The sequence below is a fragment of the Cedecea neteri genome (assembly GCF_000758325.1).
Taxonomy (GTDB): domain Bacteria; phylum Pseudomonadota; class Gammaproteobacteria; order Enterobacterales; family Enterobacteriaceae; genus Cedecea; species Cedecea neteri_B.
In genome coordinates, this window is record NZ_CP009459.1 from 1,543,507 (window position 1) to 1,569,991 (window position 26,485).

Genomic DNA, 26,485 nt, shown 5'->3' on the forward strand with positions numbered 1-26,485 from the left:
TTTTTTAGATATCGGCGGCAAACGCGTTGGTCAGCCACGCTATTTCATTGCCGGTGAAAGCTAACACATCGAAACGGCAATCTACAGTATCAAAACTTTGACCTTTGCCGCTAAGCCAAACCTGAGCGGCATGCAGCAGGCGCAGCTGCTTGCTGCGCGTCACGCTGGCGGCGGCTCCGCCGAACTTATCGTTACGCCGAAAACGTACTTCCACAAAAACGATAACCTGCTGCTGTTGCATGATGAGGTCGATTTCGCCGCCGCGAACATGCACATTCGCGGCTACGAAGCGCATTCCCTCGCGCTCAAGATAGCGACGCGCCTGCTGTTCATAGCGTGCGCCGCGTTGCTTGCGGTTCAGGATACCGGAACGATCTGGCCCTGACTGAATTGCAGCCAATTTAACTTCCTGTTAATGACGCAGTCCTGGCTGGCGGTCAGTTGCCCGGTGTTGCCGTTGACCTGGTAGCCCGGCACCTGGCGTATCTGTGAGAAGTGGCTGGCCAGCGTCCAGGCGTCAACGCCCATGGCATACAGACGCGCCAGCGAGTAGTCATTGTTGACGCTGCTTAACGCCTGCTGCATCAGCTGTGGATTACCGCCGGAAAGCATCGGGATTTCACTAAACTGCAGGCCTTCCATTTCCAGGCGGTAGTCCGGGCCGTTCACGCCCTGCGAGCTGCGCGAGCTGGCATACAGCTGAGCGCTGCTGCGGCTGCCGGTGCGCATCGCAATCATCGGTTTGATCAGCGCCACTTCTTCGGAGGTCGCAATGATGTAGACCGCGTCCACGTTGCCGCTGCTGCCTGCGGTGATTTGCGCATCTGTAGGTGCTGCCGGAATCGTCAGCCCGCCAATGGTGACACCTGGCGGCGTATTGGACGGGGTGCTGACCGGGGTGCCGGTCAAGGCGATGCCGGAGCCGCTGTTAATCCCGCGCTTCAGATCGCTCACTGAACCAAATTTCTGCTGCAGTACCAGACCGCCGCCGAGTTTCTGCCATTCGGTAGCAAAGGCTTTCGCCACTCGGTCGCCCAGAGCGTTTGAAGGAATCAGCATCAGCGGATTGCGATGGCTTTGCTGCCAGATATGATCCGCCGCATCACGGGCTTCATCTTCTGGAGAAAGCGCGAAATAGCAGATGTTAGGGCGATTCTGCACGTTTTCAGGCTGGTTAAGCGCCAGAATATTTAACGGGCTGTTAGTGCTGGCCAGCTGATCAACATTGTTTTTTAGCAACGGGCCAACGACCAGTGTAGCGCCGTCCTGCTGTGCCTGTGCCAGAACCTGAGAAAGCGGCTGGCTGCTGGTGTCGTAAATCTTAATTTCTGCCGAAGGGTTCGCGGCAACAGATGGTGCGGTTTGCGCGTCTGGCTGGGCAGCCGGCGTTGCTGGCGCTGCGGTTTGCGGCGTTGCGGCCTGTGCCTTCTGGTCTGTTAAATCGCTGACGGACGCGCTTGCCGGGCTCACTGCAGCATTAGGATCTGCGGGGGTCTGAGGCTCTTGCGGCTGAGGCTGTTCTTGAGGCGGAGCAGACTGTTGTTGTGCATTAGGACCTACGGGCTGAGCGGCAGGCTGAACGGCTGCAACCGGCGCGACGCCGTTGTTTTTCGCCGCTTCAAACCCTTGCTCAATCGCGCGGCCAAACACCGCAGCCTGGCCGTTGAGCGGCAGCAGGAGAGCGATTTTACCGGTTGAGGCCGGTTTGAAGTTTTGCACATTCACTAACTGAGTCGGCAGCGTTTTTGAGCCTGGATTATTCGGGTAGCGCGTTTGCCAGTCCTGAATCCCGGCTTTCAGCATGTTAGGATCGTTCCGGTTATCGCTCCATACGTGCTGCAGATCCAGCCAACCCTGCAGGGTATTTTCGTCGGCGTTAATCACCAGGCTGTTCATTTGCTCTGGGGAGAACTGCGACAGAACCTGCCAGGTGCCATCAATGTTCTTTTGATGTGCATCGCCTTTCAGCAGCGGTTCCTGAGCAATGTACGCGCGCAGCAGCGCTAAAGACGGGCGTCCCTGAGAAGCGTCAATCACAGCCTGGTAATAACGGCTCTGTTGGCCCTTGTCGAGTGCGCTCGGGTCAATCTTTTCCAGCAGGGCGGAGGCGGCGCTGAAATCTTTCTGCGCAATCTTCACTTCCGGCACCAGCAGCTGTTGTTCACGCGCTTGCGCATCGTTGAGCTGCTGCGGCAGTTGGTTATACAACGCCACGGCCTGCTGAGGTTTGCCTTCCTTTAGCAGGGAACGAATGGCGAGTAATTGCCAGTTGGTCTTGCTATCATCTGCACTTTGCTGCATTTGCTGCAGATAGTAAGCGGACCCGGCGGTGGTGTCGCCCTGCAGCAGCGTGGCGGACTGATCCGGTGCCTGGGTTGAACAGCCGGCAAAAATCAGCGCCGCGAGCAACACAGGCAGGCAGCGCCCGGCTTTTGAACGATTCAAGGTTGAGGGTAGCATTCTGTATCCAGTGGTTTTATTTCCCAATGTACAATATTAAATCGGCAATACGGATGAAACAATGAAACAACACGAAACGGCGGCGATTTCAGCCAGTACGCTCTACATCGTCCCGACGCCTATCGGCAACCTCGGGGATATCACCCAGCGGGCCCTCTCGGTGTTGCAAAGCGTTGATCTGATTGCCGCAGAAGATACCCGTCATACCGGACTTTTGCTGCAGCATTTTGCGATTAATGCGCGACTCTTCGCACTTCACGATCACAATGAGCAACAAAAAGCGGAAACGCTACTGGCGAAGCTGCAGGAAGGCCAAAGCATTGCGCTGGTGTCCGACGCCGGTACGCCGCTGATTAACGACCCCGGCTACCACCTCGTGCGTACCTGCCGCGAAGCGGGGATTCGCGTCGTGCCACTTCCTGGCCCATGCGCCGCAATTGCTGCACTTAGCGCGGCGGGTTTGCCGTCAGACCGCTTTTGCTATGAAGGTTTTCTGCCTGCAAAATCAAAAGGTCGCCGTGATGCGCTGAAGGCGATTGAGCAGGAACCGAGAACGCTGATTTTCTATGAATCCACCCACCGTCTGCTCGACAGTCTCGATGATATTTGCACGGTGCTGGGCGAATCCCGCTACGTGGTGCTGGCGCGCGAGTTGACCAAAACCTGGGAGTCAATTCACGGCGCGCCCGTTGGTGAGCTGCTGACATGGGTAAAAGAAGATGAAAATCGCCGTAAAGGCGAAATGGTGCTGATTGTTGAGGGCTTTAAAGTTCAGGGTGATGATGAACTTCCCGCTGAAGCGCTGCGTACGTTGGCGTTGCTGCAGACGGAGCTGCCGCTGAAAAAGGCTGCAGCGCTTGCCGCTGAAATTCACGGCGTGAAAAAGAATGCCTTGTACAAATATGCGTTAGAAAACAGCGAGAAATAGTTTTCTCGAGCCGGCTCCTGGTTTTCACATTACAGTGCGGTTAGCGTTTAAAAAACGAACTCCCTGGTGTTAATTTGTGCATGACTGAATGACTTTAAGGGAGTTAAAGTTTATGCCGGTATTGATACCAGGAGATTCAAGGATGGTCGTTTACCCCATCAGCTACAGCCCCGCAGCATTAGAAAGAGCATTCGAGATTTCTGGAACCACGGAAATTCTTGGTGAGCCCGCTTTAATCGTTTTTCGCAGAGATAAAACTGCGGCGGCGATTATCTATGCTGAACCGGCTCTTGATGACAACAACGAACTTCGCCATCTCGTGGTAGCTAAGTTGGATCTTGTTCCTCGTAAAAGCACCAGGCAGGAAGAATCTATTGTTGCCGTGAAGCGCTACTGGGAAGCGAAAGCTGTGACTCAGGTTGAGGGGGTGGTTGTTGACAGCCCGGCACGTGATACGCGAGTCGCAACCACGCTTTATGAGCATCTTATCCTGGATAAGGATCTGATCTTAATGAGCGATCATGAGCAGTACTCTGGGGGGCAAGGCATTTGGCGGCGTATTGCCCGTTCATCGAAGCACGTTAAGGTGTTTGTGCTGAATACCGAGAATGGGCATTTCTATCCCTATGACGGAGAGCGTGTTTGCTATGACGGTGAAAGCATTCCTGAATCTGAGATTTGGAGCCTGTCTCCTGATGAGTCCCGCCGTGGTATTGTGCTGGTGGCAGAGAAGGCTTGTGAATAAAAGCGTGAATAAGGCCCGATATATTCGGGCCTTATGATTTTGTTAGTTTACCGGCGTGGCCTCAATCACCAGCGTTTCCAGCGGCTTCAGCGTCACAACCAGCGGCTTGCTGTAGTCGTTGTTCACGGTCTCGTTCTTGCCGTAAATCTGCTTCAGCGTAAAGCGCGTGGTCTCACCGTTCGGCACTTCAAAGTTCTTACTCAGGTCGAGATAGTAGCTTTGCGGCTTATCTGACGGGTTCCGCAGGCCCAATATCGCTTTCTCCTTACTCCACGATGCCCAGCCGTACACCTCAAGCTGCGTCGGGTCGCCGCCGACCCAGTGGCTGTCGACCAGTACGCTACTGTTTGCTCGTGACCATTTTGCCGCGTCGGCAAGCGTGTCCCATTTGGCCTTGTTCAGCATTGAAGGCGTGATATACAGCTCCTGCAACTGAGTGCCGGTGGCGAAGTAGCTCCAGGTCTGGTCCGCAAAGTCCTGGTCCGTTTGTACTTTTTCCAGCCCAAAGTAGGCATGTTCCGCGCTGACGATACCGTGGTACATCAGTGAGTTAATCGGGAAAAGTGGGCCTTTACGCACGATGGAGCGATAAGTTTCCGCGTCGCGATAGGTTATCCACTGCTGCACCGGCGAACCTTTGCCGTAAACGTTGATGTCATCACCCTGGCGCCAGATGGAGTCGGCGTAGAACAGCCAGGACGGGCTGGCGTTGGTGCCGGTTGTCAGGTTGATAAACAGGTCTTTGTTGGCGGCGCGCATGTTTTTGATTAGCTCAATGGAGGCATCAAAGTCAGAGGCGTAGGGGCTGCCTTTGATGTACGAGTTGGCGTTGCCCATGCCGTCGAGCTTAAACGAGGTGATATGTTCGTTTTTGATAAGCCCGATAATTTGCTGATTAAAATTACGGAAGTAGTTGGGGCCTGAGAGGGCAAATTTGCCGTCCACGGTTTCAAAGCCGTTCTCTTTGGCGTGTGAAACGCGCACGTCGCGTGGCTTGTTGTAGCCACCCCACGGTGACAGCCACAGCCCCACGGAAGTATGCAAACTGTCCGCTTTTTCTTTGATGACACCAAAGCCGTGCTTAAACGCCGGACTAAACAGCCACTTCCCGGTCAAATCGTCCCAGCCGTCATCCAGCAGGAAGCCGTCGAGCTTTACGCCCCGCTTGCTTCTGAGTTCGCTGGCGTATTCATCCATGCGGGTCAGCACGTCCTTCTCGGTGTAGGGCGTAAAGAAACCGATGTCCATCCAGCTGTTGTAGTGCAGGTAAGGCTGGTAAGGGCGCGGGCGCATGGCGTTGATAAATTCATTAAAGCTGCGGCGAAGCTGATCGGTTGCCTCAAACGTGCCGAAGTAGACCGTATAGGTCACCGGGGCGTCGGTTTTAATCGGCGTTTTGAGTTCAACGTTCAGGTTAGTGGTGGTTTCGTAGGCGTAGGTATTCACGATCGGTTTTTGCGGCAGCATATAGAAACTGTCTGCCACGATGGGAGAGCTGTTGATGGCGCCGTTGACATAAGGTGCCTGAGCCTGGCCTTTGGTCGGGAAGAAGGTGACCTTCGCGACTTCGCGCGGCTGGCCTTTTGCCTGTAGCGTGTAGTCCACTGCCGCGTACTTACCCTTCAATAGCTTCAGGGTCACGTTGACCGAGAAATCGTCCCGCTCGTAATCAATCTGAATGGCGTCTGCGGTTTTGCTGACGTTTTTGATTTTAAAGTCGGCGGTATGGATAACTTTTTCATCCGGCAGCGTCAGAAAGAAGAGTTCGACAGGCGCCAGTTTGTGATCGGATCGCCGGTCCTTCACCACCACCGCCGAGCCTGAATCGTCGAAAGAGACGGCAAGGTTGGTGTTTTCCAGCTGATACTGAGCCGCCAGCGCGGCGTTGCTCATGAACATCATGAGCAGGGAGCTTTTTATTATTGTCTTCATCAGAGGTCCTTACACCAGAGAGTTAAAGCGCCGCTTCTGATTCCGGCAGCAACTTATTCGCCGAGCCGCATACCGCGACTTTGCTACGCACCACCTCTTTCATCGCGTCCATGCCGACGCGCATATAAAAGCGTGGGTCGTTGCCTTCCGGGTTAGCGCCAAACCATTCTTTCACCGCGGCGGCGAAGGCGATTTTTAATTCCGTCGCGACATTTACTTTGCAGACGCCAAGCTCGATGGCGCGGCGAACAAACTCGTCAGGCACGTCACTCGCGCCGTGCAGTACTAGCGGGACGCTGACGACGTCACGGATCTCGCCCAGCCGTTTGAAGTCTATTTTCGGGCGTTTGGTATACAGGCCGTGCGCGGTACCAATAGCAACCGCCAGACTGTCGACGCCGGTAAGCTCGACAAAGCGGCGGGCTTCCTGCGGATCGGTCAGAAAAGCGCTTTCTTCATCCACGTCCATGTCGTCTTCCACGCCGCCCAGGCGGCCCAGTTCGGCCTCGACGCTGCAGTCGTTGCGGTGGCAAAACTCGACCACGGATCTCACCAGCTTCACGTTGTCAGCGAAGGGGAAGTGGCTGCCGTCAATCATGGCGCTGCGCACGCCAGCGTTAACTTTGCGGCTGATGTCCGCCAGGCTTTCGTGATGATCGAGGTGCAGCGCCAGCGGTATTCCGTAGCTTTCGGAATAGGCGCGGCACAGCGCGTAAATCTCTTCGAAAGCGATGTGTTTAAAGGTGCCCGGTGTACCGGCAAGGATCACCGGGGAATGCAGCTCTTTGCATACTTCAAGAATCGCCTGGATGGTTTCGGCATTGTGGATATTAAAAGCCGGCACCGCATAGCCTCTGGCCTGGGCGTCCTGAAGCAGATACTTCGTGGAGATAATGCTCATAATGAACCTCTCAGCCTTTCCAGGGATGAATGACGACGCCTTTAACCACGCGGTTTACCGTGCCGCTGGCGGAAGGCGTGTCTGGCGTAATGCCTGCTTTAACAGAAGAGGTGAGGGCGAAAACCTGGGCATACATCAGGAAGCAAAACGCCTGCTCAACGTCGAGGAACGTGCGATCTGCGGCAGGCATCAGGATATGCGGACCTGATGTTATTTCAGGGCTGGTGGCGGCCGAAATGACGATCGTCTGCATGGCCAGGCCGTCGCGGCGCAGCTCCGCCAGAAGATCCAGATCGTACTGGCGAGTGTACGGATCGCTGGAGACCAGCACGACAGCTAGCGTTTTACTATTGACCAGAGATTTTGGGCCATGCCTGAAGCCGGTTGGTGTGTCATAAAACGCCGCCAGCTTGCCAGCCGTGAGTTCAAGTACCTTCAGAGAGGCTTCTCGCGCCACGCCCTGCAAACCACCGCTGCCGAGGTAGACCACGCGTTCATAGGGAAGATCGCCAAACGGAATTTCGCTGAAATCGCCCTGTGAATGAATGATTTGGGCACAGCGGTGAGCGACATCCTGAAATGATTGCGTGTTGATAACGTCCGGGGCGAAAACCGCAAGGCAGCTTGCCATCATGGTCGTGATGCTGCTCGTCATGGCAAAACCGCGATCGTGCGTTTCCGCAGGCATCAGCAGCGGCAGTGAACGGTTGTCCTCCAGCGCGCTGCGGTAGAGGCTGCCGCCCTCGTTGCAGGTGATGGTGATGTGATAGCAGGATTTTACGAGCTGGTTGGCAAGTTCCACCGCCGCCACGCTCTCGGGGCTGTTACCGGAGCGAGCGAAGGAAATCAGCAGCGTGGGCTGTTCAGGGGATAGATAGTCCAGCGGATTGGTCACCAGATCCGTAGTCGGTACGGCAACAAACTGTTTGCCGGTGTGGCGAGACAGCCACGGCGCAATGATGTCGCCGATAAACGCCGAGGTTCCGGCGCCGGTGAGGATAATTTTTAGCTTGTCGTTCGCAAGTAGCGGGTTAAGGAAGGCGGCGATCTCGTCGCGCGTGCGGTCTATCTGTTGCAGGGAACGGATCCAGCTCACGGGCTGCTGGCGGATCTCTTTTTCAGTCCAGGTCGTGTGGCTGCGATCTGTGGCCGTGGAAGTTTCACTCATGACTCAGTCCTTAGCATTACAGCGTCAGATGTCGGCTTTTTATCGCCCATAATCTTTCGTTTTGTTTCATTTGATGGTTTATCGTGCTTTGTGAAAATTTATAGAAAGGAATCGACAAGATCAATATACAAAATGAAATAAAACGAAAATCATGATGTGGATCTTTGTTTATGACTAATGCATTGTTTTTTTTAGATAGTTATTGAAAACCAGACAATTAAGAAAAGAAAAAGAAAGGCCCATAGCGGATCTCGCCACAGGCCAAAGTGATGCATAATGAAAGCAGCAGGAGCCGCCGCCTGCATTAAACGGGGTTCGAAACTGGAGATAAACGACCCGGTCTTTTACTTCAGATGCCTTCTTCGCTGGCTTCCGTTGCCCGGTGGCGAGCCATCTCGTCGACCAGGCTGGTCAGGCCTCGGTGCCCGCATTCCAGCGCCATCTGGCGAAACTCGCTGCCGTTTAGCCCTTCGCGCTCCAGTACCATTTCCAGCAGAAGCTGCAGATTGACGCCTGTAACGACCTCGCGCCCCGACTTCTCAAGCGCGAGCGTTGAGGCGATACGGAAAGGCGTACCGCCCAGCAAATCCGTCAGAAAGACCAAACCTTCGCGTTCATCCAACTGGCCGATAGCCTCGTGAAACTGTTCCGTCAGCCGTGCGGTGGAAGAGGTTTCCGGAAAGTCGATGGCAATAATCTGCGGCTGCTCGCCGAGGATCTGTTTCATTGCCTGTTCCATCCCACTGGCAAAGCCTCCATGGCCGCTCAAAATGATGCTTAACATCTGCTTTTCTCCTCAGAGGAAGTGAAGGAACTTCCCAACAACGGCTAAAACGACGGTGATGCAAATCAGGCGTAGGGGACTCCAGCCACGGCGGACCAGGGCGTACATTGCCAGGGTATACACCAGCGGTAAAAACGCCGGCATCAGCTTGTCGATGACGTCAGACTGCAGCTTAACCACCGCATCCCCGGCGGTAATTTCAAGCGTAGTAGACAGGCGAACATAGGTTGCAACGAGGGCGCCGATAACGGTCATCCCGACGATAGAAGCGGCATGCCCGACCTTGCGTGTATTGGCCTTAATTAACGGAATGGCGGCCACGCCCATGCGGTAAGCGTAGTGCGCCAGGCCGAAACGCAGGCCCAGATGCACCACGTTAAACAGCACGATAAACACGATGGCACCGAGTATCGATCCCTGAAGCGCCAGGCTGGCGCCGATACCGCCGCAGATTGGCAGCAGCGTTAGCCAGAACATCGCATCCCCGATGCCACCGAGCGGCGCGCCAACGGCAATTTTTGTGCTCTGGATGCTGTTTACATCCTGCTTCGAACGCTCCATCGCCAGAATAATGCCGATCACAAAGGTGACCAGGAACGGGTGGGTATTGAAGAACCCCATATGCCCCTGCATGGCCCGGGCTAAATCGCGTTTGTTGGTGTGGATCTTTTTCAGGGCAGGCAGCAGGCCATACAGCCAGCCGCAGGCCTGCATACGCTCGTAGTTAAACGAGGCCTGTAGCAACATGGAACGCCATGCCACGCGGTTGATGTCTTTCCGGGTTAGCTCCGCGCCAATCTTCTGATCTTCATAAATATTATCGTTTGAGATGATGTTCTCAGGCTCAATGGCCTGTGAAAGCGTTTGGGTATCAGATGCCATCTTCGAATTCCTCTTTCTGGACGCGAGCGGGCTGCGGTGGAGTAGGGTCTTTACGCATCAAATCCATCAGGGCCAGCGCTAGCGCGGCGGCGGCAATCGCCAGCACCGGTAATTTCAACCAGGCTGCGCCAACAAAGCCGATGATGAAGTAGGGGATATAAACGTTTTTCATCATGATTTTCAGCAGTACGGCGAAACCGATAGCCGGCATGATGCCCCCGGCGACGCCAAGCCCGTCAATCAGCCGCGCGGGCAGCATGTCGATGGCCGTTTTGGCATGCTCAGCCCCAAAATAAATGGGTAAGAAGGCGCACAGAAAATAGAAGATGCCGAGTGCGAGCATCGCCAGATAGTTAATGCGCTCAATGCCATTGGTATCGGCGTTCGCAGCCATGCGGTCGGCACGTGCCATGACGCCGGACATCACGGAGAACAGGAAGGTGATGCCCATCTGCACCGCAACCGCAAAAGGCACCGCGACGCCGACGGCGACTTCGGGCTTCACGCCGGTGGTAATGGCAAAAGTCGTGCCGACGATGGTGCCAATAATGACGTTAGGTGGCTGTGCGCCAGCGAGCGGAGCCAGGCCCATCCACACAAGCTCCAGCGTGCCGCCGGTAAGAATACCGGTGTGCAAATCGCCAAGAATAAGGCCAACCAGTGGGCCAAGGACGACGGGGCGGTGCATATGGGTCAGGCCGTTGAACATATCCAGACCGGCGATAAAGGCCAGCAGGCCCAGGGCTATCGCTTGCAGTAAGCTGATTTCCATAGCAAATACCTCAGAGAAGCTTATAGAGATCCTGAGCTGATTCCGTCGGTACACCCTGCACAAAACATTCGACGCCGGCCTGTTTCAGGCCGGTGAAGGCGGCAATGTCCTGTTCATCAACCGATACGGTTTTAGCAACCTGCTTTTTGCCTTCGACGTAGTGCATGTTGCCTACGTTGATACGCGTTACCGGCACGTTGCCGTTCACCAGGGTGAGGAAGTCCCGCGGGTTTTTACAGACCAGCAGGATCTTCTGGCGATCCGCCGCGCGGTGAATGTTGTCGATGACTTTTTGCAGCGGCCAGAAGCGCACCGCAATCCCTTCTGCCAGCACCATCTCCATCAGGTTCTGCTGGATGGGATCTTCCGCCACCTCATCATTCGCGACCAGAACCAGGTTTGCGCCGGAAAACCCGACCCACTGCACGCCAACCTGACCGTGGATCAGGCGCTCATCAATGCGGCTTAAGACAATATTTGGCATGGTATTTCCCTTATTATCATTGTGTTAATGAGGAGGTAACTCACCGTGACAGGCCGCGTGATACTGGCGCAGCACATCCTGAATATGGTCGATAATCAGCTCATGAGGCCTGGCGGCCAGCTGTGCTTCCCGCACTTTGGCGTACTGAAGCGGCAAATACTGGCTGATTAACGGTAGCGGAATGGGTTCATGGGCAAGGTTTCTGACCAGCACATCGTAAGCCTCATCGATGTCGCGATCCGGCCAGTAGTAGCGTACCCGGTCAGAGTAGCTGTAGCCGCGTGCCAGGCGTAGCGCATCGCCGTTGCCGTGATAGTGCTGCTGCCAGTGCTCCGGGTGGTCAAGCATCACGCTTTCCAGGACGTCCCTCAGGCCGGAGCATTTGTGTGCCGGGAGCAGTTCTCGCTCAATGGCTGAGAGCGAAAAAAGGGCTTCACGTAGGGCAAAAGTCAGGGCCGGGCCGACTTTTAGTATCGCAAAGTGATCTTCCACTAACTGATGCAGCGCCTGCGTGGTCTGGTAATCCGTTGAATGCGCTTCAAAAACCATCGAGGGCGAATCTGCAATGAGTTTGCTTAGCGCCCGGGCTTTTTCCGGCTGGTAGTCAATCACCTGGGTGTGGTCGAACTCGACGCCGGGTTGAACAACAAGGCCAATAATTCGCGGCCAGATTTCACTTAGCCCCTGTTCAGAAAAGGCCCGACGGTGAGCTTCCAGCGTGGCATCTGCGGCCTGCGGAGTTGTGACGGCGAGCTCAGCGAGAGTTTCATGGGCACCGCCAGGCACCGGTACTTCAGTGCCGATGATGTACACCAGATCGGCATGGCCAAAGTGGTCGATACAGGTTTGCTCAGCAATCAGCGCCAGTCTGGCTGCTCGCCCGGCAACGACGTCATCCATGAGCGGCACGGGATCGTCTGCACAAGACATGCTGCAGTCGAGGTGTATTTTTTTGAAGCCTGCGGCGACATAGCTGCGGATCAGCTCTTCGGCATGGGACATTGCCTCTTCGGCTGGCCGGGTTTGCCAGCGGTTTGGCCCAAGATGGTCGCCGCCGAGTATCAGGTTGGCATAAGGAAAGCGGTGTTGTTCCGCGAGTTGATAAACGAAACCGCAGAAATCCGCAGGCGTCATTCCGGTATAGCCGCCGTACTGGTCCACCTGGTTAGAGGTCGCTTCGATAAGCAAGCTGGTGCCGGCTTCGCGAGCGTGGCGCATGGCGGCCTCAAGTACCAGCGGATGCGCGGAGCACACCGCAAAGATCCCGTGCTGGTTGTTCCGTTTGTGGTTAGCGACAAATTCGATCAACTGTTTCACTTTCCTCTCCACGCTGATGGGTTAAAACATTTTCTTTCGATTCATTTCATTTAATCGTGCCTTAATGGCGTTTGAGAATAAAAAGAAAGATACTGGAATTGAGATCTGTTTCGCAAAAGAAACATAATGAAAGGCGCTGGTGTGCTTACTGCGCCTTTTGAACGAAGATTCCTGGGGCTTGCTTTCTGCTAAAAGAAAGGTGTTAATAGACAAATAGAAATGAAACGAAAGATATATTGAAAGGTTACCCTATGAGAAACAGTGATACCGCAACGGACAAACGTATTCCGGGTACCAGCGAAAGACGCGAACAGATTATTCAGCGTCTTCGCCAGCAGGGAAGCGTGCAGGTTAATGATTTATCTTCTTTTTTTGGTGTTTCAACCGTCACAATCCGCAACGATCTTGCGTTTCTTGAAAAGCAGGGCATTGCGGTTCGTGCCTACGGCGGGGCGTTGATCTGTGAGCCTGGTAGCGCGGTAGCAGAGCCTTCGGTGGAAGATAAAAGCTCGCTGAATACTACACTGAAGCGCAGCATCGCTCGTGTGGCGGCAGGTTTGATCCAGTCCGGAGATAAGGTGATTCTGGACTCCGGTACCACGACATATGAAATTGCCCGGATGATGCTGCAGCATAAAGAAGTGATCGCCATGACCAACGGCATCAACGTAGCTAACGCCCTGTTGGAAGCAGAAGGGGTAGAGGTGCTGATGACAGGCGGGCACCTGCGTCGTCAGTCACTGTCGTTTTACGGCGATAGCGCGGAACAGTCGCTGCAAAATTATCATTTCGACATGCTGTTCCTCGGGGTAGATGCTATCGATCCGGAACGCGGCGTGAGCACTCATAATGAGGATGAAGCGCGCCTCAACCGCAAAATGTGCGAGGTCGCCGAGCGGATTATCGTGGTGACCGATTCCAGCAAATTTAACCGCTCCAGCCTGCATAAAATCATCGATATCCAGCGAATTCACCGGGTGATTACCGATAAAGGCATTCCGGCAGATAGCCTGATTGCGCTGCGCAAGAGTGGCATTGATGTTGTGCTGGTGGGCGACTAGCGTTTTGTTTCTGGCGGGCCCGCGTGACAGGGGAGATGAAACCCTCTATACTGCGCGCCGAAGCTGACCAGACAGTCGCCGCTTCGTCGTCGTCCTCTTCGGGGGAGACGGGCGAGGGGGAGGAAAGTCCGGGCTCCATAGGGCAGGGTGCCAGGTAACGCCTGGGGGGGAAACCCACGACCAGTGCAACAGAGAGCAAACCGCCGATGGCCCGCGCAAGCGGGATCAGGTAAGGGTGAAAGGGTGCGGTAAGAGCGCACCGCGCGGCTGGTAACAGTCCGTGGCACGGTAAACTCCACCCGGAGCAAGGCCAAATAGGGGTTCACATGGTACGGCCCGTACTGAACCCGGGTAGGCTGCTTGAGCCAGTGAGCGATTGCTGGCCTAGATGAATGACTGTCCACGACAGAACCCGGCTTATCGGTCAGCTTCAACTCATTCATATCGAAACGCCCCGCACAGTGAAAGCTGGCGGGGCGTTTTGCATCCAGGGACAACGAGATGAATGACTGTCCACGACGCTCTTCATAGAAAGAAAGCGGCTTATCGGTCAGCTTCAACTCATTCATATCGAAACGCCCCGCACAGTGAAAGCTGGCGGGGCGTTTTGCATCCAGGGACAACGAGATGAATGACTGTCCACGACGCTCTTCATAGAAAGAAAGCGGCTTATCGGTCAGCTTCAACTCATTCATATCGAAACGCCCTGCAGGTGCAAGCTTGCGGGGCGTTTTGCATTCAGAGACAACAAGATGAATGACTGTCCACGACGCTCTTCATAGAAAGAAAGCGGCTTATCGGTCAGCTTCAACTCATTCATATAGAAACGCCCCGCAGGTGCAAGCTTGCGGGGCGTTTTGCCTTCATACTATTGCAGCGTTTTAAGCATGCAGATTTCACAGCTGTTGTGGCCAGTGTTGCCCAGGCTGCCGTCCAGGTGTTTGAAACCAAATGCTTCGTAGAGTGAGACCGCCGAGCTGAGCTCATCGAGCGTCTCCAGGTAGCAGTAACGATAGCCGAACGCTTCGGCTTGCTCTATCGCCAGCGCCATCAGGCGTCTTCCCAGGCCCATTCCCGTCACGTTGCTGTCCAGATAGAGTTTTTGTAATTCACAATATTCTTCGCCTGCACCCTGCAGCGGGGCGATGCCAACGCCGCCTAAAATTTTGCCTTCGTGTTCAACTACCCAGTAGCCAGACCCGGGTTTTTGGTAGGCGCTGGTCAGGTCATTCAGCGCCGGATCGTGCAGGCTCACGCCTTCGAGATGATCGATTTTATTATCACAGAAGCTTTGGCGGATAACCTCGGCGATAGCGAGATTGTCCTCTGGGCGAATGGGCCGAATCTGAACCTGAAGATCCCGCTGGCTGCGGGCATTGACCAGCGCGCGAGTCAGCGATTTGACCGACTGATAGATCTGCTGTTTTTCGCTGTCTGATGCCAGAGAAAGAGCCTGGGCCGTGAAGTCGTTAGCGTGTTTGGTGAGATCTTTCAGTGCGGCAATGCCCTCCTGGCTCAGGTTGAACACAGTGGCTCTCCCGTCGTTTTCATCCTGCATTCTTGCCAACAGATTGGCACTTTCAAGACCGCGAAGCGTTCTGCTAATGCTGGATTTTTCCACGCACAGGCGGCGGGCAAGCTCCGTTACCCCGGCGGGCTCGCGATCGAGTTCGATCAAAATATGGCTTTGTAACGGCGACAGATCGGTCCCGCTGCTTTTCCTGTTCAGCATGCCCAGCTCGCGCACCATCTCGCGCAGCGCGGCTCGGAATTCTTCAATTTCGTTGGTCTGCATAACAACTCACATCAATGGGGGAAATGTATTTGGTTAACACTGTTAACTAGTTTGTGTATCATACCGAAATTAAGCAGGCAGGCAAGCGAGCAGGAGGACAGGATGCAAAACAGAGAACCCGATACGACGGACAGAAGGATTGTGATCGGTACGATCGTTGCTGTGCTGTGTTTTTATATTGCGGTTGCGGTGGGATCGCTTTGAGTCTCTGGCGGCAAATAAGTGCGCTTTGGCGGGTATTTGTCATAATGGTCCTCAAGTTTCACCTCGGCGAAAAATCATGATCAAATCCCTCTACATCGACAACTACCGTTCCGTGCGTAAGCTTTCCATTGATTTGGGGAGATTGAACGTGGTGTTTGGGCCCAACGGGTGCGGTAAGTCTAATATTTATAAGGCGATCCATCTGATCCACGGCGCGGGGAGTGGGCAATTGTCCCATTGGCTTTCTGATGAAGGCGGGATCCAGAAAGCGATGTGGGCGGGCGATCGTGCCCGCGGCTACGCCAGCGCGCCGCGCAGACTGACGCTGGCGGTCGAAACCGACACGTTTGAATATGAACTACAGGTGGGCTTCCCTGAGCCGCTGCCGTACCCGACGATGTTTAGCCTCGATCCTATCGTGAAAGAGGAGCAAATCTGGCTCAGCGGCTACCGGCGTCGTCCTTCGTCGTCGGTAATGCAGCGGCGTAATCAGACGGTTTTTCTTAATAACGTCAACGGCGAAAAGGTCACTCACGCCGCCACGCTATATGAAAATGAATCCCTCTTTGGCCAGCTTGGCGAGCCTCATTTGTACCCGGAAGTCTCCAGCGCCAGGGAGACGCTGCGTAACTGGCGTTTCTACCACGAGTTCGATATTTCCAAAGGCGCTGGCCTGAGGCTGCCTCAGGTGGGCTATCGTTCCCCGGTGCTGTCCGGCGATGGCCTGAACCTGGCCGCCGCGTTTCAGACCATCGTCGAAATTGGCGACAGCGAGCTGATGTTTACCGTGCTGGAGGAGGCTTTCCCGGAATGTACGTTTTTCTGTGATAACAGCGGCGGGCGCTTCCAGATGATGATGAACCGACAGGGGATAAATCGCCCGCTGGAGTCCGCGGAGTTTTCAGACGGCACGCTGCGTTTTCTCTGCCTGACGGTGGCGCTGCTCAGCCCGAGACCGCCGCAGTTCATCGCCCTAAATGAGCCTGAAAATAGCCTGCATCCGCAAATGCTTCCGGCGCTTGCCCGCCTGATTGCCGAGGCGAGCCGCTACACGCAGATTTGGCTCACCAGCCATTCCCCTGAACTGGCCACCCTTATCGAAAAACACACGGCGTTTACGCTGTACGAGCTGGGTATTGAGAAAGGGGAAACCACGATGACTCAGCTGGCCTGACGCCGTTTTCCCTTCCCCGCAAGGAGAAGGGAAACCTAAGGTTACAGGCTACCGGCGATGGTGATGTAGTCGGTATAAAGCTGCGGCGCGCCGGAGAAGGAAGCCAGTTCTCGCCATTCGTCGTACATCCTTTCGCTTTCCTGATGCTCCTTCACAAACTGCAGAGATTTCTCCGTAGAGACGTCCAGCTCCGGGTGGAAAGAGTTCAGCGAGGCCAGGCTCTCTATCTCGAGCATCACCAGATATTGCTCGATGCGGTTGCCGCCGGTGCCTTTCAGCATATGGAATTTCCAGCCCGGATAGTCGTCAATGCGGTGGACGTTGTCGCGGATAAACGCATCGAAAGTCTGGGGTGAAACGCCCGAGCGTAGCGCGAGATTATGTAGCCCGACGACGCGTTTAATCGGTTCCTGCCCGTCGCGTAGCTGGTAGTTTGGCCCTTCCGCCAAAGAGCTATGTTCGTTTTCAGCGAGCTGCTGATAGGTGGAGAAAATCGTTGGCAGCTCGCCAAACGTCGCGAAAGTTTTCCAGGTGTTGATAAGCTCGATACCTGCCGGACGATCGCGCCAAAAAGCACGCGCCAGCTCCGTTTGTTCCCCCTGGCTATCGATATAGCGCGCGTAGCTGTCGGCATTTTCTGCTTCGTACAGCATCAGATATTGGTTCTGACGTTCGCCGCGCAGGCCTTTCAGCAAGGTCCAGCGCCAGCCAGGATAGGCCGGGATCTGCACGCCTTTGGCCTGCACAAAGGCTTCAAACGTCTCTTCGGTCACGCCCTTTTTCAGGTTAAGGCCCACATAGTGAAGGCTGAATACTGCCGGTGATGAGTGACTCATACAAACTCCTGTTTCATTAACGCTGGCGAGAAATAAACGGCGAACCTGAAGCCACAAAGAAAAGCAGCAACAGGGCACCACTGAAGGTCAAACTGAGCCCAATGTGATGGGCGATAAAGCCAATCAGCGCAGGCCCTGCGAGCAGGCCGCTGTAGCCAAAAAGCGTGACGGCAGGGATGGCGAAATCTGCTGAAACCCCCGGCTGGTTACCGGCGGAGGTGAAGATAATGGGAATAATGTTGGCGAGACCGGCTCCGACCAGGATAAACCCCGGCAGGGTGCCCCAATGGGTAAAGACGAGCAGGGCAATCCCGGTGCCAGCAATAGCGCAGCCGAGGAGCAGCACGAGCTTGCCGCCCAGGGCGCTGACCAGACGATCGCCGCTGAGCCGCCCAAGGGTGACGGTAATGGAATATAAGGTGTAGCCGAAGCCCGCGAGCGAAGCGCTCATGCCGCGCTCCGAGGTCATAAATACCGCCGACCAGTCCAGCATGGCGCCTTCAAGCATAAAGACGAAAAAGCAAAGTATCGCGATGACCAACACGGGCGGATGGCTCAGCACGCGTAGCGTCTCGCCTTTGCCGCTTGTGGCTCCATTTTGTTTGGGCAAAATGTTCCGGGCAGAGGCAGCAAGCAGCAAAGCCAGAAAAACGGTGATGGCGCACACGGCAAGCAACGGCGTTGCCCCCAGCCACAGAAAGAAGCTGACGCTGCCCGCGCCGGCAATGCTGCCGATGCTGTAAAAGCCATGAAAACCGGACATTTTTGCCTGCTCGCTTTCCTGTTCGACCACCACTGCATGGGCGTTCATAGCGACGTCGAGCATGCCGTTGAAGGTGCCGAAGAGCAGCAAAGCCAACGCCATGGCTTCGCGCTGGTCAAACAGCATCAGCAGCGGTAAATCCGCGGCAAGCCCCAGCACGCTGAGGATCATCAGCCGGCGGCAGCCAAAGCGTGTAATCAGGCGGCCGGTAAATGGCATAACGAGCATTGAGCCCGCGGCGATGCAAAAGAGCAGCAGCCCTAAAGCGCCGTCGTTGATATCCAGCCGTGCTTTGGCGAAAGGAATTAGCGGGGCCCAGGACGACATGGCTAAACCGGCCATGAAAAATATGGCGCGCGTGGCGTGCTGTTCCCGTGACTGTACGTCCGCCAGGGTTGGGGTTGAGTTAATCGTCATAGTAATTTCGTGACTCAGTGTGTGGATTCACTCGCGTGAATGCGTCGTGCCCGGTCCTTCGGGCACGCGCGGCGGTAAGCGTTAATTAAGGCTTTCTGCTACCGAGAGGTAATCGGTATAGATTTGCGGCGACCCGGAAAACGAGGCGAGTTTTTTCCATTCCTCGTACATTTGTTTGGTATCGCGGTGCGCCTGGGCGAATTTGGCTGCTTCGTCGGTGGCGATATCCGGCTCGGGGTAAAAGACATCCAGCGCCTCCAGGCTGGCGATCTCCATCAGCACCACATACTGATCGAGCCGGTTACCGCGCTCCCCTTTTAACAGCCGGAACTTCCAGTCCGGATAATCTTCAATCCGGTGATGGTTACCCTCGATAAAGCTTTCAAACTGTTCGGCACTGACGTTAGGCCGCAGCGCGAGGTTGTGAATACCAATCACCCGAGCAACCGGGGGCTGCTGCTGGTAGCGGGGGCCCGGCTTGACGGTACTTTTCTGGTTTTCTGCCAGCAGGCGATAATCGGTGAACAGCGTTGGCAGTTCGCTGAACGTACCGTAGCGGCGCCATTCGGCCAGCAGCGCCTGTGCTTCGGGATGCTGCCGCCAGAACTCACGAGCTTCTTCGGTCTGGTTGCCGTCTGCGGCCATGTAGCGATCGCGCATTGCCGCATTTTCAATTTCAAACAGCATCAAATATTGCCCGGCACGTTCGCCGCGTAGGCCGCGAAGCAGCGTCCAGCGCCAGCCCGGATAGCAGGGAATATGCACGCCTTTGTTCTGCACAAAGGTTTCAAACGCCTGCTGGGTAATGCCCGCTTCGGTATCGATGGCGATGTAAAACAGGCTGAAAACCGGCGTGGTTGAAGAGTGGCTCATGGGTTACTCCTGCTCTGCGTCGGCTGAGATGAACTGGGTGTTAATGATGGCTTCAACCAGCGTGACGCCGATGGGCGTCAGCGTGACTACGCCGTGCTCAATTACCACCAGTTCTTTTGCCTGCAGCTTTTCCAGCGTCGGTTTGATGATGCGGTTTTCAAAAAAGCTGTTGCCGTTGAAGCGTGTCGCGAACACGGCGTCGTCCACCGGAATGAGCGTGGAGAGGGCCATTTTGAAGGCGTTAACTTCGCGCTGTTCCGGTGAAATACCGTGGCTTTCTTCGATAGGTAGGCGGCCTTCGTCGAGGAACTGCTTGTATTGCTTATAGCCGGTGATGTTGATGGCTTCGGCGCGGGTGCACTTCGAACTGCCACCCAGGCCGATAGCAACTTCGGGATACTGCTTGTCGAGATCGGTGATCAGTCCTTTCCACTTTTCAGCTTCCAGGTGGTTCTGGTGGAAATACATCGTGGGGTGTTCGCGATAGCCCTCGGTGAGGTATTTCTCGACCAGCTCGCGCATTTGATATTGCTTGCCCAGCCCCGGGAACGTCATGTTGTTCATGTTGATCAGCCCTTTTTTCTGCCACAGGCTTTCACGCTCGCCGGAAACGCCGGTGCGCGTTTTCATGAACTCTTCCATGTGCAGCTTGGTACAGACGACGTGGGAGAGATCCAGCTCCAGGGTGCGCTCCATGTCGTACTTCACGTCATCCACGGTTTGGCCCAGCATGCCGTAGATGAGATCGACGCTGACCCACTCGATGCCCTGTTCCCGGGCGCTGCGGATGGTTTCTTCACACTCGTCGGCGGTGTGCTGGCGACCACAGGCGGCAATAATGGCGTCGTTGAAGGATTGGGTGCCGAAACTGATTTTGCTGAAGCCCAGCTCTTTCAGAATGCCGATGTATTCGCGGTTTAATGTCCCTGGTTCGCCTTCAAAGCGCAGCGTTGCCGCCGAGAAATTAAAATGCGTGTAATAGAAGTCCATCAGCCGACGCAGCTCCGGCTCCGGGAGCAGGGAAGGCGTGCCGCCAAAGATATTGAATTCGCCAATTTCCGCTTTTGACAGACTCGGCACTTTTTCCAGCCACATCTTCGCTTCTTTAATGTTGTAGTCCACCAGATCCCGGAAGACGCCTTCCGCCGAAGGCGATTTTGGATTGAGGATCACCGTTGGATACTGGCAGAAGTGGCAGCGGTAACGGCAGGTGGGAATATAGGCCCACAGATGGATCTGTTTCGCAGCCCGAATATCGTGCTCCATATCGGCAAAAAACGATTCCAGCGGGTAGTGCTCAATGTCACCGGGAAAAACATGGCAGCCAAAAGGATCTTTATGGACGTAGTCCAGAAAAGCCTCGTTCTCCGGCTGGAGGAGGAAGTCGTAAACTGCCGGAACCGGATAAGCCGGGTCGAGATCTTTTAAGGACGCGAGAGCTTCGGTATTCATCAGAAAACACCTCCGTTGGCAAAGTAGTTGTGGGCTTCACCGGACTCGCGATCTTCACAGAAGTACCAGACAAAGCGTTCGAAATCTTTTTCCGCGACGCTGTCAAAGCAGGCCGGAAGCGGTGGCGCAAAACCAATGTCCTCCCCGACGGCGTTGCGTAGCGCGGTGAATATCTCGTGGCGGAACTCGAAATAGAGCCGGTAGGCCGGCGTTTTGTAGCTATGGATTGGCTTGAAGTCGATGATGCTCATTTCACGCTTAATAGCGTGAATACGCTGATAAAGCCGCTCTGCAACCTGCGGGGAGAAAAAGGCTCGCACCCGCTCGTTCTCCAGCAAAATGTGCGGATTCAGCAGGGCCGGAAGCACGATGTTTTTCGGGATGTAGTCCTTGATGGAGTACTCCCAGCCCTGCCTGGCCTGTTCCTCAGTGAGGTCAATCAGCGTGTTTTTTTGGATTGAGACGTCCGGGCGCACGTCTTTCATGATGATGATGCCGTCGCTGCCGTAGGCGATGCCGTTGATCACATCGTCAATAATGGTGTCCACGCGGCGGCTGTTGATCTCCACAAAAGATTCTTTGGCGTAAACCGGTTTGCCGCCCCAGGCGATGATCTTGATGCCGAAATCCCAGTCGTCGGAAAGGTGTTCCACGAAGCGGCCTTTTTCCAACTGGTAGAAGATCTCGATGCCGCCAATTTTTTCGTACAGACCGCGCTCCACGGCGAAGCCTTTGCCATCCGGGAAGCCGCCAAACAGCGAGAACGACACGTCGCGGCAGCGCAGGGTTTTTTGAATTTCACGGAAGAGGTTGGGGCGCTGCTGGAATGCTTCTCGGTCGTAGTAGTAATTGCAGGTGCCGAGATCGCCGTCGTCGGCAATCATTTTTTCTATCAGGGTATGCAGCCAGTAAGGATCCACGGTGCAGTCGGCATCGGCTGAGACAATATAGTGTTTATTGCTTTTGCCCAGCCGGGCATCACGCGCCCTTGAGCGCAGGGCGGCGTAATCCATACCGCATTTACGGGCCGATGAGACACCCTGAATCTTCTCCTGAATAATGTGCACATCCATCGCCGGATGTTTTTCTTTGAAGAGGTTTATCTTTGCCACGGAATCATCGCGGGAGTTGTTATCCACGATGATCACTTCATAAGCGTCATGGGTAACCAATCGGCCATGCGTTTGTTGGTCAAAGAGTGAGGCTAGAACTTCATCAATTCGGTCGCTTTCATTGTAAACAGGCAGCACTACCGAGACGAAAATGTTATCGCGCATATCTACTCCTGGGGCGGTGATGTTCAGAATGTCCATCACGTTGTTGGAAAGGATGTTTTTGCCGATGGCGAAGTTCTTAGCGGCTATACGAGCCATTTCAGGTTTATTGGTCAGCAGCAAAAAGACTTCGTTGATAAAGGCTTCGTCAGGCAGGCCGTCCTGCCCGTCTGAGATAGGCATCACCGGAGCTTCAAAGCCGTGCTGGCCGTAGACTTCCGGGTAGTATTCATAGCGGGTGGTGATGTAGCAGCGCTGGCTGCTGATTGCTTCTCCAATGGGATTGCCGTAGCTGTCGTAGTCCCATGAAGTCAGGAACGACACCAGGTCGCAGGAATGGTAGAGATCCTCGATGGTGATTTTTCCCAGACTCATGGGCATGAAGTTGTGATGCAGCGGGCCAAGAAACTTCACGTAGGAAGTGATGTCCAGCTCCTGCGCCAGCTGCTCAAGCTCGCCTGCATGCGTGGCGTGTTCACGAGGATCACCGGCGATCAAAAGCCAGACGGTTTTATCGATATTGTGCTTTCTGAACAGGTGGTTAAGGCGTTGAACTAAGAGTACGTCGCGATCCAGGCGCTTCTGCGGGATGATGCGCGTCGTTCGGGCAATGACTATGTCATCGGCGGGAATATTCAGGGATGCCCGGATGTTTTTCAGCGCCTGTTGCCCGGTAAAGCTGTAGGTATTTTTCACTACGTGAATATCGACTTCCCGGTGGCACCAGTGTTCCAGCTTTTCTTTGAGATCGTTATTCAGCGTAACGTAGCTAATAAAAGGGGATTTGGCAGGTTTAATGGCATGCTTATACGGCGGTAAACCATACTTCATAATATTTTTCTCGCTGTTCCACATGAGGTCGTGATCGCGCCAGATAACAAAATTCCCTAACTGGTGGCGATGGCCGTATTGTTCGATAGCGAGATAAAGAGCGCGGGTGTAAATGATATTCTCTGGCAGCGTGCCGTTTTCGACAATGACGGTGCAAATTCGAAGTTGTTCCCATTGAAGTAAAATTCTTTCGGCCAGACTTTGGGCGGAATATTCAACGGCGCGGATTATTTCTGATTTTTCTTCAAATGAAACAGAAAGTCTTTCACTGATAAGCACCGCATGTGCTTTTTCAATAAACTCCGGGGAATAATGAGGTACAGAGGTAATCTCGCTAATGCGCGTTAAGGTAAAGGCATCGCGATAAATTTCGGGCTCATGATCGTAAGGCTTATTAAAATTGCCTTTGTCAACCTTAATGTCATACCCAAGATCGAGATAAGAGTTGATGCCTTTTTGTTTAAGGCTTTGTGATACTTTTAATGCTTCTACCGTAATACCTGAGACGGCAACAGCATCAAAAGAGATAAACATGGCATATCTTTGACCATAAACGTCCATGGCGACTACCCCTTTGAAGCGAAACTGCTACGCTTATTTGTTGTAAGCAATTGATACATCCCGAATGGCTGCGTTTTCGATGACGCCCGAAGCCATTCAGAACCGGCAAAATCAGAAAACATCGCCAGCAGCGGTACCTGCGCTGGCTTTCAAGTGCTGTATGTATCAAAGTGCCTGCAAGAATAAGCTTGCGGGATAGTTAAACGTTTTGGCGTTTATCAGTATTATATTTTTAGGCCGAGAGAGTTCGCCGGTTTTCTTTAATTTTCCGGTTCACTTCATCTGGCATTTTTCTGATTTTGTAATTATCAGTTTTTGATTTTTTTACTGGTGTTGGATTCCGAGAAAAGTTGTTCAAAAGACCACGCAATCTTAAACATCTCTATTTTTTACCGTAAAGCGGGAACGTTCCAGTTGGTGAGCGTTATCACACATTCTGTTTTTGTTTTTAAAGCTGAATTTTTAATAACCGGACGAACATTAATATACATTTCAGGCCTTTTAAATAATGAATTACGTAAACGTTTAGATACTGATTTTAAAAAATGACAAAAATTGGGAATGTTCCCAATGTGGTGCGAATTTGCTGCTTCTGTGTCTACTGTTCCGACAGCCACAAGGCTGACATTTGCGAAATATAAAAGGCAATTTACCGCTTTACCCTAATAAAAGAGCGCTCTCAGATATACCGAACCCTTAACTTTGGTATGGGAAGAGTAAAACTTACACCCGGTATTCGTAACTCATTATAAATATTAGATTATTATTTAAATCATGATAAATAGTAAGGGCTAGAGGAAACTCAGCCACTAAATATTTACTTACTATATGAGGCTTTTACAGAATTGGAATCGATAGTCTACGCGCGCGCTGATTGAAACATTGAATAAAAATTTATCGAAATATTTGAATGAGTTAGCGATGACGCGCATCCTGTGGATGGCCATTAACCAAAGCAAAAAAATGCCAAAGCTAACGAGAATATATCGAGGCCGCTATTCGTAGGTATGGCAATATTTCACCGTATACAGCGTGTGGTCAGGATGAGGTGTTTTCTACAGAATGCGTTCTGTGAATAAATACCAGGGAAGGAAATGAGCAGCCTCTTTCAGAGCGAAAGAGGCTGGCTGTAAGCTAGACAGGTAAGTCGATCAGCAGGCCACGCAGCGGCGTATCGGCGACGAGGGTGATATTCGCCTCATCACGAATAAACGCGCCATCGCCGCAGGTAAGTGCTTCCTTCTCTTCTGCTGGCGTTACCGCATGCACCGTGCCGTGAATCGACTGCAGATAGGCTCGTGGGCCATGAAGCTGGAAGCTTAGCTGCTCGCCCTTTTGCATCTCAATATGGTGGATCCACACCTGCTGGCGGAGCTGCAGGCTGTGATTGCTGCCGTCCGGCGAGGCAATCAGCTGATGTGATGCTCCCGCGAACGGGATCTTTTGTACCAGCGGATTTTCACGGTCCGGGCAGGCATCCAGCCACAGCTGCATGCGCGTCAGCGATTTCTCTTTGCTGAGGTTGTGCTCGCTATAGCTGATCCCCGGCTGGGTGGAAAGCAGCAGGACTTCGCCGGCGCTGGCCTGGATATGGTTGCCTTCGCTGTCGCGGTATTCCGCTTCCCCTTCCAGAATCAGGTTGAGGATGTCTACTTTCGGGTAACCGCGTGGTTGAAACGAGGCTCCAGGGGCCAGAACTTCCTGGTTGAGCACGCGCAGAGAGGCGTAGCCCAGCAGTTTCGGGTCGAAGTAGTGTCCAAAAGAAAAGGTGTAGCGAGCCTGCAGCCATCCGTAGTCAGCTTTACCACACTGTTTGGCTGTTCTTGTCGTAATCATAATTCTTGACCTCTCTTTACACTAAACCCATGTTAAGGGTCTGGACGCTGCATTGTTAGCCAGTTAATCTGCTCGGTATGTTCAAATTTCCTGAATGAGAACGAAATGGCGAAAGAAAGGGCGTTGACGCTGGAAGCGTTAAGGGTCATGGATGCGATCGACAGGCGCGGAAGCTTTGCCGCTGCGGCCGACGAGCTGGGACGTGTACCGTCCGCGCTCAGCTACACCATGCAAAAACTGGAAGAAGAGTTGGATGTGGTGCTGTTTGACCGATCGGGCCACCGCACCAAATTTACCAACGTGGGACGTATGCTGCTGGAGCGAGGGCGCGTGCTGCTCGAGGCGGCGGATAAGTTGACCACCGACGCGGAAGCGCTGGCGCGGGGCTGGGAGGCAAACCTGACTATCGTCACCGAAGCGCTGGTGCCGACGGAAAAACTGTTCCCGCTGGTGGATAAGCTGGCCGATAAAGCCGACACCCAATTATCTATTTTCACCGAAGTGCTGGCCGGGGCCTGGGAGCGCCTGGAGCAGGGCAGAGCGGATATTGTTATCGCGCCGGATATGCACTTCCGCAGTTCCTCGGAGATTAACTCCCGCAAGCTGTACAAAGTGATGAGCGTTTATGTTGCCGCGCCGGATCACCCGATTCATCAGGAGCCGGAGCCGCTTTCTGAGGTGACCCGCGTGAAGTATCGTGGCGTGGCAGTGGCGGACACCGCCCGTGAAAGGCCGGTGCTAACGGTGCGTCTGTTGGACAAACAGCCGCGCCTGACGGTGAGCTCTATCGAAGAGAAGCGGCTGGCGCTGCTGGCCGGGCTTGGCGTGGCGACGATGCCATATCCACTGGTGGAGCAGGACATTGCCGAAGGCCGCCTGCGGGTGGTTAGCCCGGAATATACCAACGAGATTGATATCATTATGGCATGGCGGCGCGACAGCATGGGCGAAGCCAAAGCCTGGTGCCTGCGCGAGCTGCCTAAACTGCTGAAATAAAAAAACGCGTTGGTTTTTTGCCAACGCGTTTTTGCCCTT

The 26,485-nt window shown here is 54.1% G+C and carries 22 protein-coding genes and 1 other RNA gene; 6 read left to right on the top strand and 17 right to left on the bottom strand.

Annotated features, from left to right (window positions below; translation table 11 throughout):
* Nucleotides 1-4: 4 nt before the first annotated feature.
* Nucleotides 5-400, bottom strand: coding sequence for a YraN family protein (locus LH86_RS07290; RefSeq protein ID WP_008453674.1), 396 nt, complete (start codon nucleotides 398-400; stop codon nucleotides 5-7).
* Nucleotides 358-2,460, bottom strand: coding sequence for a penicillin-binding protein activator (locus tag LH86_RS07295; protein WP_039299717.1), 2,103 nt, complete (start codon nucleotides 2,458-2,460; stop codon nucleotides 358-360). The genes LH86_RS07290 and LH86_RS07295 overlap by 43 nt, the downstream gene beginning before the upstream one ends.
* A gap of 61 nt (nucleotides 2,461-2,521) precedes the next feature.
* Here LH86_RS07295 and rsmI point away from each other — a divergent pair, with 61 nt between their 5' ends.
* Together rsmI and LH86_RS07305 are read left to right on the top strand one after the other, a co-directional pair.
* The gene (gene rsmI, locus LH86_RS07300; protein ID WP_039299726.1) at nucleotides 2,522-3,388 is read left to right on the top strand and encodes a 16S rRNA (cytidine(1402)-2'-O)-methyltransferase; all 867 of its coding nucleotides are present in this window, start codon (nucleotides 2,522-2,524) and stop codon (nucleotides 3,386-3,388) included.
* Between the two features lie 142 nt (nucleotides 3,389-3,530).
* On the top strand, nucleotides 3,531-4,133 hold the full coding sequence (locus LH86_RS07305; RefSeq protein WP_039299728.1) for a hypothetical protein: 603 nt from the start codon (nucleotides 3,531-3,533) through the stop codon (nucleotides 4,131-4,133).
* 42 nt (nucleotides 4,134-4,175) lie between these two features.
* Here the strand turns inward: LH86_RS07305 and LH86_RS07310 are convergent, their stop codons facing one another.
* The 8 genes from LH86_RS07310 to kbaZ all read right to left on the bottom strand — a co-directional run bounded on the left by LH86_RS07310 (nucleotide 4,176) and on the right by kbaZ (nucleotide 12,373).
* On the bottom strand, nucleotides 4,176-6,065 hold the full coding sequence (locus LH86_RS07310; protein WP_039299730.1) for an enterotoxin: 1,890 nt from the start codon (nucleotides 6,063-6,065) through the stop codon (nucleotides 4,176-4,178).
* A 22-nt stretch (nucleotides 6,066-6,087) separates the two neighbouring features.
* On the bottom strand, nucleotides 6,088-6,966 hold the full coding sequence (gene kbaY, locus LH86_RS07315; RefSeq protein WP_039299732.1) for a tagatose-bisphosphate aldolase subunit KbaY: 879 nt from the start codon (nucleotides 6,964-6,966) through the stop codon (nucleotides 6,088-6,090).
* A 10-nt stretch (nucleotides 6,967-6,976) separates the two neighbouring features.
* A complete protein-coding gene (locus LH86_RS07320; protein ID WP_039299734.1) occupies nucleotides 6,977-8,134 on the bottom strand; it encodes an SIS domain-containing protein in 1,158 nt (385 codons plus the stop codon).
* A 349-nt stretch (nucleotides 8,135-8,483) separates the two neighbouring features.
* A complete protein-coding gene (gene agaF / locus LH86_RS07325; protein ID WP_039299737.1) occupies nucleotides 8,484-8,918 on the bottom strand; it encodes a PTS galactosamine/N-acetylgalactosamine transporter subunit IIA in 435 nt (144 codons plus the stop codon).
* A gap of 12 nt (nucleotides 8,919-8,930) precedes the next feature.
* On the bottom strand, nucleotides 8,931-9,800 hold the full coding sequence (agaE, locus tag LH86_RS07330; protein WP_039299740.1) for a PTS N-acetylgalactosamine transporter subunit IID: 870 nt from the start codon (nucleotides 9,798-9,800) through the stop codon (nucleotides 8,931-8,933).
* On the bottom strand, nucleotides 9,790-10,572 hold the full coding sequence (gene agaW / locus LH86_RS07335) for a PTS N-acetylgalactosamine transporter subunit IIC (protein ID WP_008453654.1): 783 nt from the start codon (nucleotides 10,570-10,572) through the stop codon (nucleotides 9,790-9,792). The genes agaE and agaW overlap by 11 nt, the downstream gene beginning before the upstream one ends.
* Before the next feature lie 10 nt (nucleotides 10,573-10,582).
* Nucleotides 10,583-11,056 carry a PTS N-acetylgalactosamine transporter subunit IIB gene (gene agaV, locus LH86_RS07340; protein ID WP_039299743.1) on the bottom strand — a complete coding sequence of 158 codons (474 nt, stop codon included), beginning with the start codon at nucleotides 11,054-11,056 and terminating at the stop codon, nucleotides 10,583-10,585.
* A gap of 24 nt (nucleotides 11,057-11,080) precedes the next feature.
* The gene (gene kbaZ / locus LH86_RS07345) at nucleotides 11,081-12,373 is read right to left on the bottom strand and encodes a tagatose-bisphosphate aldolase subunit KbaZ (protein WP_039299745.1); all 1,293 of its coding nucleotides are present in this window, start codon (nucleotides 12,371-12,373) and stop codon (nucleotides 11,081-11,083) included.
* A 251-nt stretch (nucleotides 12,374-12,624) separates the two neighbouring features.
* Here kbaZ and LH86_RS07350 point away from each other — a divergent pair, with 251 nt between their 5' ends.
* A complete protein-coding gene (locus LH86_RS07350) occupies nucleotides 12,625-13,434 on the top strand; it encodes a DeoR family transcriptional regulator (protein WP_039299747.1) in 810 nt (269 codons plus the stop codon).
* A gap of 59 nt (nucleotides 13,435-13,493) precedes the next feature.
* Nucleotides 13,494-13,870: RNase P RNA component class A (rnpB, locus tag LH86_RS21765), an RNA gene on the top strand.
* A 432-nt stretch (nucleotides 13,871-14,302) separates the two neighbouring features.
* Here rnpB and LH86_RS07355 read toward each other — a convergent pair.
* Nucleotides 14,303-15,229, bottom strand: coding sequence for a bifunctional helix-turn-helix transcriptional regulator/GNAT family N-acetyltransferase (locus LH86_RS07355; protein WP_039299749.1), 927 nt, complete (start codon nucleotides 15,227-15,229; stop codon nucleotides 14,303-14,305).
* A 280-nt stretch (nucleotides 15,230-15,509) separates the two neighbouring features.
* On the opposite strand from LH86_RS07355, the gene LH86_RS07360 reads away from it, so the two are divergent.
* On the top strand, nucleotides 15,510-16,607 hold the full coding sequence (locus tag LH86_RS07360) for an AAA family ATPase (RefSeq protein ID WP_039299751.1): 1,098 nt from the start codon (nucleotides 15,510-15,512) through the stop codon (nucleotides 16,605-16,607).
* Nucleotides 16,608-16,648: 41 nt separating this feature from the next.
* Here LH86_RS07360 and LH86_RS07365 read toward each other — a convergent pair whose 3' ends face one another.
* The 6 genes from LH86_RS07365 to LH86_RS07390 all read right to left on the bottom strand — a co-directional run bounded on the left by LH86_RS07365 (nucleotide 16,649) and on the right by LH86_RS07390 (nucleotide 25,450).
* Entirely contained in the window at nucleotides 16,649-17,443 is a 795-nt protein-coding gene (locus tag LH86_RS07365; protein WP_039299753.1) for a hypothetical protein, read from the bottom strand.
* A 16-nt stretch (nucleotides 17,444-17,459) separates the two neighbouring features.
* Nucleotides 17,460-18,623, bottom strand: a complete 1,164-nt coding sequence (locus LH86_RS07370; RefSeq protein ID WP_039299760.1) for an MFS transporter — start codon at nucleotides 18,621-18,623, stop codon at nucleotides 17,460-17,462.
* Nucleotides 18,624-18,704: 81 nt separating this feature from the next.
* Complete coding sequence (locus LH86_RS07375) at nucleotides 18,705-19,496, bottom strand: hypothetical protein (RefSeq protein ID WP_039299763.1); 792 nt, start codon at nucleotides 19,494-19,496, stop codon at nucleotides 18,705-18,707.
* 3 nt (nucleotides 19,497-19,499) lie between these two features.
* Nucleotides 19,500-20,948, bottom strand: coding sequence for a radical SAM protein (locus LH86_RS07380; RefSeq protein WP_039299764.1), 1,449 nt, complete (start codon nucleotides 20,946-20,948; stop codon nucleotides 19,500-19,502).
* Entirely contained in the window at nucleotides 20,948-23,614 is a 2,667-nt protein-coding gene (locus tag LH86_RS22770; protein ID WP_039299766.1) for a glycosyltransferase, read from the bottom strand. Before LH86_RS22770 ends, LH86_RS07380 begins: the two co-directional genes overlap by 1 nt.
* Before the next feature lie 1,134 nt (nucleotides 23,615-24,748).
* Nucleotides 24,749-25,450: a pirin family protein gene (locus tag LH86_RS07390; protein ID WP_039299769.1), complete on the bottom strand. Its 702-nt coding sequence runs from the start codon at nucleotides 25,448-25,450 to the stop codon at nucleotides 24,749-24,751.
* 105 nt (nucleotides 25,451-25,555) lie between these two features.
* Between LH86_RS07390 and LH86_RS07395 the strand changes: the two genes are divergently transcribed.
* A complete protein-coding gene (locus tag LH86_RS07395) occupies nucleotides 25,556-26,446 on the top strand; it encodes a LysR family transcriptional regulator (protein ID WP_008453630.1) in 891 nt (296 codons plus the stop codon).
* Nucleotides 26,447-26,485 lie beyond the last annotated feature (39 nt).

Bases quoted from the DNA above. Each gene is read 5' to 3' on its own strand.
- LH86_RS07390 (WP_039299769.1), bottom strand. From the start codon at position 25,450: ATGATTACGACAAGAACAGCCAAACAGTGTGGTAAAGCTGACTACGGA.
- LH86_RS07395 (WP_008453630.1), top strand. From the start codon at position 25,556: ATGGCGAAAGAAAGGGCGTTGACGCTGGAAGCGTTAAGGGTCATGGAT.
- LH86_RS07295 (WP_039299717.1), bottom strand. From the start codon at position 2,460: ATGCTACCCTCAACCTTGAATCGTTCAAAAGCCGGGCGCTGCCTGCCT.
- LH86_RS07320 (WP_039299734.1), bottom strand. From the start codon at position 8,134: ATGAGTGAAACTTCCACGGCCACAGATCGCAGCCACACGACCTGGACT.
- LH86_RS07310 (WP_039299730.1), bottom strand. From the start codon at position 6,065: ATGAAGACAATAATAAAAAGCTCCCTGCTCATGATGTTCATGAGCAAC.
- LH86_RS07375 (WP_039299763.1), bottom strand. From the start codon at position 19,496: ATGAGCCACTCTTCAACCACGCCGGTTTTCAGCCTGTTTTACATCGCC.
- LH86_RS22770 (WP_039299766.1), bottom strand. From the start codon at position 23,614: ATGGACGTTTATGGTCAAAGATATGCCATGTTTATCTCTTTTGATGCT.
- LH86_RS07370 (WP_039299760.1), bottom strand. From the start codon at position 18,623: ATGACGATTAACTCAACCCCAACCCTGGCGGACGTACAGTCACGGGAA.
- LH86_RS07380 (WP_039299764.1), bottom strand. From the start codon at position 20,948: ATGAATACCGAAGCTCTCGCGTCCTTAAAAGATCTCGACCCGGCTTAT.
- agaF (WP_039299737.1), bottom strand. From the start codon at position 8,918: ATGTTAAGCATCATTTTGAGCGGCCATGGAGGCTTTGCCAGTGGGATG.
- agaE (WP_039299740.1), bottom strand. From the start codon at position 9,800: ATGGCATCTGATACCCAAACGCTTTCACAGGCCATTGAGCCTGAGAAC.
- LH86_RS07305 (WP_039299728.1), top strand. From the start codon at position 3,531: ATGGTCGTTTACCCCATCAGCTACAGCCCCGCAGCATTAGAAAGAGCA.
- LH86_RS07360 (WP_039299751.1), top strand. From the start codon at position 15,510: ATGATCAAATCCCTCTACATCGACAACTACCGTTCCGTGCGTAAGCTT.
- LH86_RS07350 (WP_039299747.1), top strand. From the start codon at position 12,625: ATGAGAAACAGTGATACCGCAACGGACAAACGTATTCCGGGTACCAGC.
- agaV (WP_039299743.1), bottom strand. From the start codon at position 11,056: ATGCCAAATATTGTCTTAAGCCGCATTGATGAGCGCCTGATCCACGGT.
- agaW (WP_008453654.1), bottom strand. From the start codon at position 10,572: ATGGAAATCAGCTTACTGCAAGCGATAGCCCTGGGCCTGCTGGCCTTT.
- LH86_RS07355 (WP_039299749.1), bottom strand. From the start codon at position 15,229: ATGCAGACCAACGAAATTGAAGAATTCCGAGCCGCGCTGCGCGAGATG.
- kbaY (WP_039299732.1), bottom strand. From the start codon at position 6,966: ATGAGCATTATCTCCACGAAGTATCTGCTTCAGGACGCCCAGGCCAGA.
- rsmI (WP_039299726.1), top strand. From the start codon at position 2,522: ATGAAACAACACGAAACGGCGGCGATTTCAGCCAGTACGCTCTACATC.
- LH86_RS07365 (WP_039299753.1), bottom strand. From the start codon at position 17,443: ATGAGTCACTCATCACCGGCAGTATTCAGCCTTCACTATGTGGGCCTT.